At 72.4% G+C, this 12553-nt stretch carries 14 protein-coding genes; 7 read left to right on the top strand and 7 right to left on the bottom strand.

Annotated features, from left to right (window positions below):
• Positions 1-33 precede the first annotated feature (33 nt).
• Positions 34-570: a gamma carbonic anhydrase family protein gene (locus ACFW47_RS26360; protein WP_386307333.1), complete on the top strand. Its 537-nt coding sequence runs from the start codon at positions 34-36 to the stop codon at positions 568-570.
• A gap of 84 nt (positions 571-654) precedes the next feature.
• On the opposite strand, the gene ACFW47_RS26355 is transcribed toward ACFW47_RS26360, so the two are convergent.
• Positions 655-1278 carry a DedA family protein gene (locus ACFW47_RS26355; RefSeq protein ID WP_386285727.1) on the bottom strand — a complete coding sequence of 208 codons (624 nt, stop codon included), beginning with the start codon at positions 1276-1278 and terminating at the stop codon, positions 655-657.
• Between the two features lie 108 nt (positions 1279-1386).
• Complete coding sequence (locus ACFW47_RS26350; protein WP_217250614.1) at positions 1387-1824, bottom strand: DUF4442 domain-containing protein; 438 nt, start codon at positions 1822-1824, stop codon at positions 1387-1389.
• An 86-nt stretch (positions 1825-1910) separates the two neighbouring features.
• On the opposite strand from ACFW47_RS26350, the gene ACFW47_RS26345 reads away from it, so the two are divergent.
• Both ACFW47_RS26345 and ACFW47_RS26340 read left to right on the top strand, forming a co-directional pair.
• The gene (locus tag ACFW47_RS26345; protein WP_386307332.1) at positions 1911-2885 is read left to right on the top strand and encodes a hypothetical protein; all 975 of its coding nucleotides are present in this window, start codon (positions 1911-1913) and stop codon (positions 2883-2885) included.
• Positions 2886-2922: 37 nt separating this feature from the next.
• A complete protein-coding gene (locus ACFW47_RS26340) occupies positions 2923-3975 on the top strand; it encodes a hypothetical protein (RefSeq protein WP_386285600.1) in 1053 nt (350 codons plus the stop codon).
• A gap of 41 nt (positions 3976-4016) precedes the next feature.
• Here the strand turns inward: ACFW47_RS26340 and ACFW47_RS26335 are convergent, their stop codons facing one another.
• From ACFW47_RS26335 to ACFW47_RS26325, 3 genes are all read right to left on the bottom strand, one after another.
• Positions 4017-4862: a spermidine synthase gene (locus ACFW47_RS26335; protein ID WP_386285602.1), complete on the bottom strand. Its 846-nt coding sequence runs from the start codon at positions 4860-4862 to the stop codon at positions 4017-4019.
• A 74-nt stretch (positions 4863-4936) separates the two neighbouring features.
• The gene (gene tuf, locus ACFW47_RS26330) at positions 4937-6118 is read right to left on the bottom strand and encodes an elongation factor Tu (RefSeq protein ID WP_386285604.1); all 1182 of its coding nucleotides are present in this window, start codon (positions 6116-6118) and stop codon (positions 4937-4939) included.
• A 275-nt stretch (positions 6119-6393) separates the two neighbouring features.
• Positions 6394-7116, bottom strand: a complete 723-nt coding sequence (locus ACFW47_RS26325) for a DNA alkylation repair protein (RefSeq protein WP_386285606.1) — start codon at positions 7114-7116, stop codon at positions 6394-6396.
• Positions 7117-7165: 49 nt separating this feature from the next.
• On the opposite strand from ACFW47_RS26325, the gene ACFW47_RS26320 reads away from it, so the two are divergent.
• The 3 genes from ACFW47_RS26320 (at position 7166) to ACFW47_RS26310 (ending at position 9214) form a co-directional block, all read left to right on the top strand.
• Positions 7166-7945, top strand: a complete 780-nt coding sequence (locus ACFW47_RS26320; RefSeq protein WP_386307330.1) for a TVP38/TMEM64 family protein — start codon at positions 7166-7168, stop codon at positions 7943-7945.
• Between the two features lie 150 nt (positions 7946-8095).
• Complete coding sequence (locus ACFW47_RS26315; protein WP_386285610.1) at positions 8096-8971, top strand: undecaprenyl-diphosphate phosphatase; 876 nt, start codon at positions 8096-8098, stop codon at positions 8969-8971.
• Positions 8972-9034: 63 nt separating this feature from the next.
• Positions 9035-9214 (top strand): hypothetical protein, encoded by a 180-nt coding sequence (locus tag ACFW47_RS26310; RefSeq protein WP_073731417.1) that lies wholly within the window; start codon positions 9035-9037, stop codon positions 9212-9214.
• Positions 9215-9232: 18 nt separating this feature from the next.
• On the opposite strand, the gene ACFW47_RS26305 is transcribed toward ACFW47_RS26310, so the two are convergent.
• On the bottom strand, positions 9233-9973 hold the full coding sequence (locus ACFW47_RS26305) for an SDR family oxidoreductase (protein ID WP_386285612.1): 741 nt from the start codon (positions 9971-9973) through the stop codon (positions 9233-9235).
• 169 nt (positions 9974-10142) lie between these two features.
• On the opposite strand from ACFW47_RS26305, the gene lnt reads away from it, so the two are divergent.
• On the top strand, positions 10143-11717 hold the full coding sequence (lnt, locus tag ACFW47_RS26300) for an apolipoprotein N-acyltransferase (RefSeq protein ID WP_386307328.1): 1575 nt from the start codon (positions 10143-10145) through the stop codon (positions 11715-11717).
• Here the strand turns inward: lnt and ACFW47_RS26295 are convergent.
• A complete protein-coding gene (locus tag ACFW47_RS26295; protein WP_386307327.1) occupies positions 11641-12546 on the bottom strand; it encodes a Gfo/Idh/MocA family protein in 906 nt (301 codons plus the stop codon). The two genes, lnt and ACFW47_RS26295, sit on opposite strands and share 77 nt — an antisense overlap.
• Between the last annotated feature and the right edge of the window lie 7 nt (positions 12547-12553).

Genomic DNA, 12553 nt, shown 5'->3' with positions numbered 1-12553 from the left:
TCACCCGGGGCACCCCCCGAACAGGAGGCGAAGATGAGGCAGCAGGCACTGATCCAGGGCATCGGCGGCAAGGGCCCGAAGGTGGACTCGGAGGCCTTCGTGGCACCGACGTCGTCGGTCATCGGCGATGTGACGCTGCACGCCGGGGCGAGCGTCTGGTACGGGGCGGTGCTCCGCGGCGACGTCGAGCGGATCACCGTCGGCGCGGACAGCAACGTCCAGGACAACTGCACGCTCCACGCGGACCCCGGTTTCCCCGTCACCGTCGGCGAGCGGGTCTCCATCGGGCACAACGCCGTGGTGCACGGAGCCGTCGTCGGTGACGACTGTCTCATCGGCATGGGGGCGACGGTCCTCAACGGCGCGGTGATCGGCGCCGGGTCGCTGGTCGCCGCGCAGGCGTTGGTGCCGCAGGGGATGGAGGTGCCGCCGGGGTCGCTGGTGGCGGGGGTGCCGGCGAAGGTGAAGCGGGAGCTGACGGAGGAGGAGCGTCAGGGGGTCACACTGAACGGCACGATGTACGCGGCGCTGGCCGGGGAGCATCGGGGAGCGGTGGGACAGGACCTGTAGAACGCCGTCCGCAGGTGGTTCGTGGTTGATCGCGCCCGCGCGGCGGAGCCGGAGATCGACACGGCCCGCGCCCCTGAGGAGCGCTCACTCCCCCGCGGTCACCGGCTGGGCCTTGGCCGCCTTGCGCTTAAGGATCAGCATCGAGGCGATACCGATGGCCACGGCCAGCACCAGGCCCAGCCACGAGAAGCGCTTCAGCCAGGACTCGGCGACGACGCCGACGTAGTAGATGACGGCGGTGGTGCCGCCCGCCCAGACGATGCCGCCCAGGACGTTGGCGATCAGGAACTTCCAGTACGGCATCCGCAGCACACCGGCGAGCGGACCCGCGAAGATGCGCAGCAGGGCGACGAAACGGCCGAAGAACACGGCCCACATGCCCCACTTCTGGAAGGACCGTTCGGCGGTGGCGATGTGCCCCTCGCTGAAGTGCTTGGGGAATTTCTTCCCCAGCCAGGCCAGCAGCGGCCGGCCGCCCTTGCGGCCGATGGCGTACCCGAGGGAGTCGCCGATCACCGCCCCGGCGCTGGCGCAGGCGCCCAGGACGAGCGGGTCGATGCCGCCGTGCTGGGAGGACAGCAGGGCGGCCGAGACCAGAATGATCTCGCCCGGCAGCGGGATGCCCAGGCTCTCCAGTCCGATGACGAGTCCCACCACGGCGTAGACGGCCACCGCGGGCACCGTGTCGAGCCACTCCTGGACGTGCAACGCCACACCCTCCGATTCGCGCCCCTGCTGCCGGGTCCGGGTGGGCCTGGCCGCTTCCCGGGTCGCCTCGATCGAGGCGGCCCGGGAAGCCTACCTGTTCAGCGGGTGTCAGCCGTTGGGGCGCAGGGTCCAGGTGACGGTCATCTCACCGGTCACGGCGCCGTCCTCGCGCTGGATGGCGACGGTGACCGGGAACTCGGGACGGCTGCCCGCGTCCAGTTCCGCCACGACCTCGGCGATCGGGCGGCCGAGCGTCGCCGTGGCCGTGACCGGGCCGAGCGCGATCTTCTTGAAGGCGATCTCCGCGGTGACCGGCAACGGCACCGCCCGGGAGAGCTGGTCGCCGAAGGCGGCCAGCACGATCGCGCCGCTGGCCGACTCGCCCAGCGTGAACATGGCTCCGGCGTGCGGTCCGCCGACGTGGTTGCGGTACTCGCTCTGGTCCGGGAGGGCCAGTACGGCCTTCTCCGGAGTGGTCTCCAGGTACTCGAGGTTCAGGGTCCTGACCATCGGCACCGTGGCGGCGAGCAACTCGCCTATCGACATCTGGTCTGCGCTCATGGACGACAGGTTACCCACGAGTAGCATCCGAGGACCAGGCACGCGGAATGATCGCCGTATGCTTGCCGGCCATGTGGCCAGGAGAACAGCCGTCCACCGGCGGACCGAACTCGCACCTTCCCGACCCGAATCGGCAGCCCGGCCACCAGCAGCACCAGTACGCCGGGCAGTCCCCGTACGCCGGACAGCACCAGCCCTCCGCGGGCCGGCAGGCGCCCGCCGCCTGGCACACCCCCGCGTTCCCGGGCACCCCGCCGCCCGGCCGGCGACCGGGCGGCGGCCGTACGAAGGTGGTGGCGGTCGTGGCCGCCGCGGCCGTCGTGATAGCCGCCGCGGTCACGGGGGCGGTCCTCCTGGCCGGCGACGACCCTGCCGAGCCCGGCCCCACCGCCTCCCAGGCGTCCGCGTCGGCCGCCGGCGGCCCGGCGGACGGTGCGGACGGACCGCGGCCGACCGTCGAGGGCTGGCAGGTCGTCACCAACCCCGCCCTGGGCATCGCCTTCGACGTGCCGGCCTCCTGGGTGCCGAAGGCGCCCACCTGGGTCACCTACGTGGCGGAGAACGACGACCCCGAGGACAAGCCCCTGGTCGCCATGAGGGCCCCGGCCGTCCTCGAGGAGAAGTGGTGCGCGGCGGACAGCGACCGGGACGGCTGGGTCGACCACGTCCCCCTGGCCAGTGCGGGCACCCGGGGCAACGACGGTGCGCGCGGCCCCGAGGAGATCGCCCGGAAGGACTCGGCGGCCTGGGTCTACGGGGCCTTCGCCCAGCCGGCGCACGACAAGGTGTCGACGGGACCGGTGACCTCCTTCACCACGTCCTCCGGCATCGCGGGCAGCGTCGCCACCTCCCGGTCGTCCGGGGTCGAGAAGCGGGACAAGTGCGACGTGGACGGCAAGGCGACGACGTTCGTCTTCGAGACCGCCGGGGGCGACCTCGTCTCCTGGTCGTTCTACGGTGCGGCGGACGTCGCCGACGAGGTGCCGGACGGCACCGTACGGAAGATCCTCGCCACCGTTCGGTACGTCCCTGACAAAGGGCAGTGACCGAATCGTGTCCTCGGCGGCATTAGGGTGACTGCTCATGTGGCCAGGACAGCAGCCGCCCGGGGGCGAGCAGAACCCGCAGAACAACCCGCCGAACCATCCGCAGGGCAACCCGTACCAGCAGCCGGGGTACCAGCAGCCGAATCCGTACCAGCAGCCCGGCTACCAGCAGCAGCCCGGCGCGTACGGGCAGCAGCAGTGGAGCACGCCGCAGCCCGTCACCACTCCGATGGCAACGACCGGCGGCAGCGGTGGCGGTGGCGGGAACCGGACCAAGGTGGTCGCGATCGTCGCGGCGCTCGCGGTCGTGGTGGCCGCCGGGGTCACCGGATTCCTGGTGCTGGGCGGTGACAAGGACGACCAGGCCGACGACGGCAAGGACAAGAAGCCGACCGCGACCGCGTCCACGGAGAAGTCGCAGTCCCCGACCGCCGATCCGAGCGCTTCCGGCTCCGACGAGAACCCGCGCGGCGGCGGCGAGCTGAAGCCGACCGTCGAGGGCTGGCAAGTCGTCGCCAACCCGCGCTTCGGCACCATGTTCGACGTGCCGGCCGACTGGGAGCTCGACAGCACCGACACCAGCGTCGGTTTCGAGTGGGAGAAGGAGGACGGCAAGCTCGACCGGACCACGGTCACCGCCCCGGCCTACCTCAAGTCCGAGTGGTGCACGACGGACGAGAACAAGGACGGCCGCAAGGAGAGCACCGCCCTCGCCACCGCCGGTACGCGCGGGGAGAACGGCGCCAAGGACGCGAACATGGCGGCCGAGACCCGGGTGCCGTGGTGGATCTTCGGCGGTTACACCCAGCCGGACAAGAAGAGCGTCAAGTACGGCAAGCCGAAGGCGTACACGACCGCCTCCGGACTCGAGGGCAGCGTCATCACGGCGCACTCCGAGGGCACGCCCCAGAAGGGGAAGTGCGACACCGAGGGCAAGGCGATCACCTTCGCCTTCAAGAACGGCGCGGGCGACTTCGTCACCTGGAACCTGTACGGCGCCAAGGGCGTCAAGGAGGAGGTGCCGGAGGCGACGATCCAGAAGATCCTGAGCACCGTCCGCCTCACCGAGGAGCCGCCGACCGAGTCGTAGGCATCCGGCGGCCACCCGGCGCCGGGCGCCGCGTACGGCACTCAGCCGATGCCGAACGCCCCCGCGGGAGGCACGGGAGAGGGCACCGCGTCCTCCTCCGGCACCGGCCGCGCGTCGCCGGTGAAGTCCCGCAGGGCGGGCCCGTGCTCGACCCTGGCCGGGAAGGCGTCGGCGGCGGTGCGTCTGGCCAGCGCCGCCGTGTCCAGGGGCCGGTGCGCGGCGACGAGGACGACGTTGCCGAAGCGGCGTCCGCGCAGCACACCCGGTTCGGCGATGATCGCCAGCTCCGCGAAGAGCGTGGCGAACGTCGCCAGTTGGGAGCGCAGGAAGCCGAACGGCGCCGTGTCGGCCAGGTTGGCCACGTACACGCCGTCGGCGCGCAGGACGCGGGCCGCCGCACGGGCGTAGCCGACGGAGGTCAGGTGCGCGGGCACCCGTGAGCCCCCGAAGACGTCGGCGACCAGGACGTCGGCCGAGTCCTCGGGGGCGGCTTCCAGCCAGGCGCGGGCATCGGCGCGGTGGGCGGTGACCCCCGCGCCGTCCGGAAGGGGCAGGTGCTCGGCGACCATGTCCAGCAGTCCCCGGTCGGCCTCCACGACGTCCTGCCGGGAACCGGGCCGGGTCGCGGCCAGGTACCGGGGCAGGGTGAACGCGCCACCGCCCAGGTGCAGCACGTCCAGTGCGCGCGCCGGCTCGGCGACCGTGTCCAGCACGTGGCCGAGCCGGCGCGTGTACTCGAACTCCAGGTGCGCCGGCTCGTCCAGGTCGACGTAGGACTGCGGAGCCCCGTCGACGGTGAGCAGCCAGGCCCGTTCCCGGTCGACGTCGGGCATGAGCTTGGCGGTGCCGTGGTCGGTGACGCGGGTGACGGGTATGGCTTCGTTCACCTGCCCATTGTGCCAACCCCACGGCCGCGTCGGGAGCCGGCCGTGTCACGCGCCGCCCGTGCCCGGGGGCCGCCTCAGGCGACGGCCGTCACGGTGCCCGCCCCCACGGTCCGCCCGCCCTCACGGACGGCGAACCCGAGCCCGGTCTCCAGCGGCACCTCCCGCCCCAGCTCCACGGTCATCGTGACCGTGTCCCCGGGCCGGGCGACGGCCGCCTCACCGAGGTCCACGTCCCCGACCACGTCGGCGGTCCGGATGTAGAACTGCGGCCGGTAGCCCGTGGCGACGGGCGTCGAACGCCCGCCCTCGCGCGCCGACAGCACGTACACCCGCGCCGTGAACCGCCGTGCCGGTACGACGGTGCCGGGTGCGGCGACCACGTGTCCCCGGCGCACCGTGTCGCGGGCGACGCCGCGCAGCAGCAGCGCCACGTTGTCCCCGGCCTGGGCCTCCTCCATCGGCTTGCCGAAGGTCTCCAGACCGGTGACGACCGTCTCGACGGACGCGCCGAGCACCTCGACGCGGTCGCCGACGCGGACCGTGCCGCGCTCGACGGCGCCGGTGACGACCGTGCCGCGGCCGGTGATGGTGAGCACGTTCTCCACCGGCAGGAGGAACGGCGCGTCCAGGTACCGCTCGGGCATGGGCACGTATGTGTCCACGGCGTCGAGCAGCGCCTCCACGGACGCCGTCCACCGCGGGTCGCCCTCCAGCGCCTTCAGCCCCGAGACCCGTACGACGGGCACGGCGTCCCCGCCGTAACCGTGCGCGGTCAGCAGCTCGCGGACCTCCAGCTCCACGAGGTCGGCGAGCACCGCGTCCTCGCCGTCGTCGACGGCGTCGGCCTTGTTGAGGGCGACGACGATGTGGTCGACGCCCACCTGGCGGGCCAGCAGGACGTGTTCGGCGGTCTGCGGCATGATCCCGTCCAGCGCGGAGACGACCAGGATCGCCCCGTCGAGCTGGGCGGCGCCGGTGACCATGTTCTTGACGTAGTCGGCGTGGCCGGGCATGTCGACGTGCGCGTAGTGCCGGGTGTCGGTCTCGTACTCGACGTGCGCGATGTTGATCGTGATGCCGCGCGCCGCCTCCTCGGGGGCGCGGTCGATGCGGTCGAACGGCACGAACGTGCCGGCGCCGCGCTCGGCGAGGACCTTGGTGATGGCGGCGGTCAGGGTGGTCTTGCCGTGGTCGACGTGGCCCATCGTGCCGATGTTGAGGTGCGGTTTGGTGCGGACGTACGCCGTCTTGGACATGGCGGTTCCTCGAAGCCTCGTGGCGGTGGCGGGACCCCAGGGGGGTGGCCGACCCTCCCCCTGCGGGGTCCGCCGGACGATCCGGGGAGGGTCAGCTTCGGGCGCCGTCGACGGCTGCCGGGAAGAGGATGACGGCAGCCTTCGAGGCATCCGCGACCGCGGATGCTGTGAGGTGGAAGGCGTGCCGGAACATGACGCCGATCATCGCCGACGCGCTGCCCGGGGTCGAATGGTTTTCGGCGGCACGGAAGTTCGCAGCGTGCCGTCCCGGTCCGCTACGGGCCGATGTTCCGCAGCGCCTCCCGCACGGACAGCGGCGCGAGGCGCGAGTGGTGTTCGGCCACGAAGGCGCGTACGGCGTCCGGATCGGTCTTGGCGTACTCCCGCAGGCTCCAGCCGATGGCCTTGCGGACGAAGAAGTCGCCGTGGCCGCACTGGCGCAGGCAGTAGCCGAAGAGCCGGTCGGTGTCGGTGTGTTCCTTGTACCGCAGTTGGTGGAGCAGCGCCGTGCGGACCAGCCACATGTCCTCGTGCGCGCTCCAGGCGTCCATGTCGGCGGTGAGGCCGCGGTCGGCCGCGACCAGCCCGCCGACGACGTGCGCCGCGAGCGGGTCGACGGTGTCCCACCACGGCACCGTGGTGAGCAGATGCCGGACCACGGGCAGGAATCCGGAAGAGCAATGCGTCACATGACGGCGCAGGAGGTCGACGGCGAAGTACTGGTACTCGCGCTCGGGCAGCCGCCAGCAGCGGAGCGCCACGGCGGTGAGGTCCGCCTCCGCCGGACGGGGTGTTCCCTGCAGGACGGTGCGGGTCAGGGCGCGGCGAACGGGCGAGGTCAGCCCCAGGAAGGGAGCGACGTCCTTCATGTACGCCCGCATGCCGGCGGCCCGTTCGGGTTCGGCCGCGGCGCCGTACACGGCGGTCAGCCGCTCCGTCACGGTGTCCGCGTAGGAGCTGCGCGGCACGTCCGGCACTTCCCTGGCTGTGACGCTCATGAGACGCACCATACGGCGATCACACACATGTGTCGGTTAGTGTCACCGGATGTTCGATGCCACCACCCGCTCTGGGGGCACCGCCACGGTCTCTCCCCGGACCGCCGCGACAGAGCTCGCCGTCGCCACGGCCGCCGGGCCGGTCCCACCGGCCGGTATCGCCGCCCGCGTGACGAGAGTTCTGCTCTCTCCGTGGTCCCGGCTCTCCCTGCTCGTCCTGCTGCTGGCCTCCGCCGCCACGATGGTCCTGCTGTTCCAGCCGCAGCAGTTGCTGACCGACGGCTGGCCCCCGCAGCTCGGCGGACTCGCGGCGGCGGTCGCGTACGCGGTGGCGTACGGGCTGTGCACCGTCGCGTTCGTACCGCGTCCGCTGCTGAACCTGGCCGCCGGCGCCCTGTTCGGCTCCCAGCTCGGCCTCGCCTCGGCGCTGGCGGGAACGGTGCTCGGCGCGGGGATCGCCTTCTGCCTCGGCCGGATGCTGGGTCAGGAGGCACTGCGCCCGCTGCTGCGGGGCAAGTGGCTGAAGGCCGCGGACGGGCAACTGAGCCGGCACGGTTTCCGCTCGATGCTGGCGGCACGGCTGTTCCCTGGTGTGCCCTTCGCCGCCGCCAACTACTGCGCGGCGGTCTCCCGCATGGGGCTGCTGCCCTTCCTGCTGGCGACGGGGCTCGGCTCGATCCCCAACACCGCCGCCTACGTCGTGGCCGGCGCCCGCGCCTCGACGCCGACCTCGCCGGCCTTCCTGATCGCGCTGGCCTGCATCGCGCTGCCGGGGCTGGCGGGCGCGGTGGTGGCCTGGCGCAAGCGGCACCGGCTGCGCGGGCACTGACGGAAAGCTCCCGGAGGCCTTCAGCTCCCTGTGGGCTGATCTTCACTTTGGGGCGCTACGCTGCCCCTCGACACGCCTGATCCTGATCACCGCACGGCGGTTCGGTGTGTCCATGCCCGTTTTCGATCGGCACTTGGACTCCGTAACTTCATGTCTTGGTTTGAATCACTCATCCTCGGACTCGTCCAGGGGCTGACCGAGTTCCTTCCCGTGTCCTCCAGCGCGCACCTGCGCCTGACCGCGGCTTTCTCCGGCTGGCACGACCCGGGCGCGGCCTTCACCGCGATCACTCAGATCGGCACCGAGGCCGCCGTGCTCATCTACTTCCGCAAGGACATCGGGCGGATCCTCTCCGCCTGGACGCGGTCGCTGACGAACAAGGAGATGCGCCACGACCCCGACGCCCGCATGGGCTGGCTGGTGATCGTCGGCTCGATCCCGATCGGTGTGCTGGGGCTGACGCTGAAGGACCAGATCGAGGGACCGTTCCGCGACCTGCGGATCACCGCGACCATGCTGATCGTCGTCGGCGTGATCATCGGCATCGCGGACCGCAGGGCCGCGCGGGACGAGAAGGGCGGCCGGCACCGCGCGCCGCAGCAGCGCAAGGAACTGACGGACCTGAGCGTCCGGGACGGCCTGATCTACGGCCTCTGCCAGGCCATGGCCCTCGTCCCCGGCGTCTCCCGCTCCGGGGCGACCATCAGCGGCGGCCTCTTCATGGGCTACCGGCGCGAGGCCGCGGCCCGGTACTCCTTCCTGCTCGCCATCCCGGCGGTGCTGGCCTCCGGCTTGTTCGAGCTGAGCGACGCGATGGAGAGCGACCACGTCTCCTGGGGCCCGACGCTCTTCGCGACGATCATCGCCTTCGCCACCGGGTACGCGGTGATCGCGTGGTTCATGAAGTTCATCTCGACCAAGAGCTTCATGCCGTTCGTCTGGTACCGGATCGCCCTCGGCATCGTCATCATCGTCCTGGTCTTCGCGGGCGTCCTGAGCCCGCACGCCGCGGAGTCGGCCGGCTGACCCCACCCGTTTCCGTAGCCGTCCGGTAGCGCACTGTCAGTGCGTACCCCTAGGCTTGTCCGCATGTCCCCCGATTCCGTGACTCCTGGTTCCGTGCGGTCCGCGGCGGAGCTGAACGATCAGATCCGTGCCCTGTGGCGGCGAGCGGGCGGGACCCTGTCGGCACAGGAGCGCGTGGAGTACGAGCTGCTGGTGGTCGAATGGGCCACCGCGATCCGCGGCGAGGTCATCGAGGCGGCCTGAGCGGACCCGGGCCGGACGTCAGCGTCCGCCGGCCACCCGCAGCACCGCCCCCGTCGTGTACGAGGCGTCCGGCGACATCAGCCAGGAGATCGCCGCGGCGATCTCCTCCGCCCGGCCGGGGCGGCCCAACGGTACGGCGGCGCCCATCCGCCGGGCGCGTTCCGGATCGCCCATGGCCGCGTGCATCTCGGTGTCGGTGACCCCGGGCGCGACGGCGTTGACGCGGATCCCGTCCGGTCCGAGCTCCTTGGACAGCCCCACGGTGAGGGCGTCGACGCCCGCCTTGCTCGCCGCGTAGTGGACGTACTCCCCCGGACTGCCGATGGTCGCGGCGCCCGACGACACGTTCACGATCACGCCGCCGCCCCGCGCCGTCATCAGCTGTGCGGCGCGGCGGGAGCACAGCAGCACACCCAGCAGGTTGACGTCGAGGACCCGGCGCAGGGTCGCGGTGTCGCTGTCGGCGAGACGGCCGAGCGGACCGGTCACCGCCGCGTTGTTGACCAGGCCCGCCACCGGGCCGAGCCGCTCCTGAGCCACCTCGAAGAGCCGCTCGACGTCGGACTCGGCCGAGGTGTCCGCCCGCACCGCGAGGCCGCGGCCGCCCGCCTCGCGCACCCCGGCCACGACCGCCTCGGCGGCCGAGGCGTCCCGCACATAGCCCACGACGACGTCGTGCCCGTCGGCCGCGAGCCGCAGACAGGTCGCGGCACCGATGCCCCGGCTGCCACCGGTGACCACCGTGATGGGACGTGACATGAGACCTCCAGCGAGCGAGGGCCGGGAAGAAGGGTCCCGGCTTTTGATCGATCATCGATCATCCTAGGCCCAGGTCGCGCTTCACGGGGCGCGGAGATCCGATGTGATCAACTGAATCCGCCCTCGTCGAGAGCGCACACTGAAGGGACGACGGGGTAGGGAGGCGCCCATGAAGACGCTCGGTCACTGGCTCGCCTCCCCGTGGCGCCGCTCGGCCGCCGCCGTACTCGCCGGCGCGCTGCCCGTGCTTGCCTTTCCGGGCCCGGCCCTGTGGTGGTGGGCCTGGATCGCCCTGGTGCCCTGGCTGCTGCTGGCCCGCGCCGCGCCGAGCGGGAAGCGCGCCCTGTACGACGGGTGGTGCGGCGGCTTCGGATTCATGCTCGCCATGCACCACTGGCTGCTGCCCAACCTGCACGTGTTCACGTTCGTCGTCGCCACGCTGCTCGGCGCGCTGTGGGCGCCCTGGGGCTGGCTGGTGCGCCGGATGCTGGGCGGGGCGCCCTCGGCCGGCCGGGTGGCGGCGGCGCTCGTGGTGCTGCCGTCGGGCTGGCTGGCGGTGGAACTGGTCCGCTCCTGGGAGGGGCTCGGCGGTCCGTGGGGCGTGCTCGGCGCGAGTCAGTGGCAGGTGGCGCCGGCGCTCCGCCTCGCCTCGGTGGGCGGGGTGTGGCTGCTGAGCTTCCTGGTGGTGGCCGTCAACGTCGCCGTGGCGGTGCTCGTCGCCGTCCGCCGGGCCCGGGTGCCCGCCCTCGCCGGGCTCCTGGCCACCGCCGCCGCGACCTCCGCCGCCTGGGTCTGGTCCCCGCGCCCCGAAGGCGGTGAGCGGGTGGCGATCGGTGTGGTGCAGCCGGGCGTCGTCGCCGGGGCGGAGAGCGCCGACCGCCGTTTCGACCGCGAGGAGGAGCTGACCCGCGGGCTCGCCGGCCGGGATCTCGACCTGATCGTGTGGGGCGAGAGCAGCGTCGGCTTCGACCTGGACGACCGCCCCGACCTGTCGCGGCGGCTCGCGGCGCTGTCGCGGGAGACCGGCGCGGACATCCTGGTCAACGTGGACGCGCGGCGCTCGGACAAGCCGGGTATCTACAAGAGCTCGGTACTCGTCGGCCCCGGCGGACCGACCGGCGACCGGTACGACAAGATGCGGCTCGTCCCCTTCGGGGAGTACGTCCCGGCGCGCTCCCTGCTGGGCTGGGCCACCTCGGTGGGCGAGGCGGCGGGCGAGGACCGGCGGCGGGGCAGTGAGCAGGTGGTGATGGACGTCGGGGACGGGCTGCGGGTCGGGCCGATGGTGTGCTTCGAGAGCGCGTTTCCCGACATGAGCCGCCGGCTCGCCGCCGACGGCGCCGAGGTGCTGCTCGCCCAGTCGTCGACGTCGACCTTCCAGCACACCTGGGCGCCGGAGCAGCACGCCTCGCTCGCCGCCCTGCGGGCCGCCGAGACCGGCCGGCCGATGGTGCACTCCACGCTGACCGGCGTCTCGGCCGTCTACGACGCGAACGGCGCGCGGATCGGTTCGTGGCTCGGTACGGAAGCGAGCGAGTCGCGGGTGTACGAGGTCCCGGTGACGCACGGGACGACGCCGTACGTACGCTTCGGCGACTGGACGCTGCACGCGTCGCTGCTGATCCTCGCGGCCTGGGGCGCCGGCGAGGGCGTACGGGCGGTGCGGTTCAGGCGGAACGCTCGTGGACCGCGCGTACCACCCGCTCACACAGCTCATGGGTCTCCAGCGCGTCCCGGGCGCTGAGCACCTTGCCGGCGCGCACCGCGTCCAGGAAGACGAGCACCGCCTGCTCGATGCCGCGCTGCCGGGCCACCGGGACCCAGTCGCCGCGCCGCCGCACGGTCGGCTGGCCCTTGTGGTCGATCACCTCGGCGAGGTTGACCACCTGGCGTTTGGTGTCCTGGCCGGAGACCTCGAGGATCTCCTCCGCCGAGCCGCTGAGCCGGTTCATGACTCCGAGGGCGGTGAAACCGTCCCCGGCGAGCTGGAGGACGACGTGGTGGAGCAGGCCGTCCCGGACGCGGGCGCGCACGGTGACGTCGTCGACCGGGCCCGGCGCCAGGAAGCGGAGCGTGTCGACGACGTGGATGAAGTCGTCGAGGACCATCGTGCGGGGGTCCTCGGGCAGGCCCGTCCGGTTCTTCTGCATGAGGATCAGCTCGCGCGGGTGCTCGGCGCACTGCGCGTAGCCGGGGGCGTGGCGCCGGTTGAAGCCGACGGCGAGGCTGGTGCCGCGCTCCTCGGCGAGGGCGACCAGGCGCTCGGAGTCGGCGAGTTCGTAGGCGAGCGGCTTGTCGACGTAGGTCGGCACGCCCGCTTCGAGCAGCCGGGTCACGATCTCGGGGTGGACGGCGGTCGGCGCGTGCACGAAGGCGGCGTCGAGGCCCGCGGCCAGGAGTGCGTCGAGGTCGGCGTGGAGCCGCTCCGGCGGGAGGCGCAGCTTCTCGCCGACCCGGGTGAGCGTGGCGGGGGTGCGGGTCTGCAGGTGCAGTTCCACCCCGGGCAGGACGGCGAGCACCGGCAGGTAGGCCTTCTGCGCGATGTCGCCGAGTCCGATGACGCCGACCTTCACGGGGTGT

The sequence above is a fragment of the Streptomyces sp. NPDC058796 genome, from assembly GCF_042745235.1.
Classification (GTDB): Bacteria; Actinomycetota; Actinomycetes; order Streptomycetales; family Streptomycetaceae; genus Streptomyces.
Note: the sequence above shows the minus strand (reverse complement) of the source record. Positions and strands in the feature narration are given on the sequence as shown.

Coding starts and splice junctions, on each gene's coding strand:
- ACFW47_RS26360 (WP_386307333.1), top strand. CDS start 34: ATGAGGCAGCAGGCACTGATCCAGGGCATCGGCGGCAAGGGCCCGAAG.
- ACFW47_RS26350 (WP_217250614.1), bottom strand. CDS start 1,824: ATGTCGATAGGCGAGTTGCTCGCCGCCACGGTGCCGATGGTCAGGACC.
- ACFW47_RS26345 (WP_386307332.1), top strand. CDS start 1,911: ATGTGGCCAGGAGAACAGCCGTCCACCGGCGGACCGAACTCGCACCTT.
- ACFW47_RS26340 (WP_386285600.1), top strand. CDS start 2,923: ATGTGGCCAGGACAGCAGCCGCCCGGGGGCGAGCAGAACCCGCAGAAC.
- tuf (WP_386285604.1), bottom strand. CDS start 6,118: ATGTCCAAGACGGCGTACGTCCGCACCAAACCGCACCTCAACATCGGC.
- ACFW47_RS26325 (WP_386285606.1), bottom strand. CDS start 7,116: ATGAGCGTCACAGCCAGGGAAGTGCCGGACGTGCCGCGCAGCTCCTAC.
- ACFW47_RS26320 (WP_386307330.1), top strand. CDS start 7,166: ATGTTCGATGCCACCACCCGCTCTGGGGGCACCGCCACGGTCTCTCCC.
- ACFW47_RS26315 (WP_386285610.1), top strand. CDS start 8,096: ATGTCTTGGTTTGAATCACTCATCCTCGGACTCGTCCAGGGGCTGACC.
- ACFW47_RS26310 (WP_073731417.1), top strand. CDS start 9,035: ATGTCCCCCGATTCCGTGACTCCTGGTTCCGTGCGGTCCGCGGCGGAG.
- ACFW47_RS26305 (WP_386285612.1), bottom strand. CDS start 9,973: ATGTCACGTCCCATCACGGTGGTCACCGGTGGCAGCCGGGGCATCGGT.
- lnt (WP_386307328.1), top strand. CDS start 10,143: ATGAAGACGCTCGGTCACTGGCTCGCCTCCCCGTGGCGCCGCTCGGCC.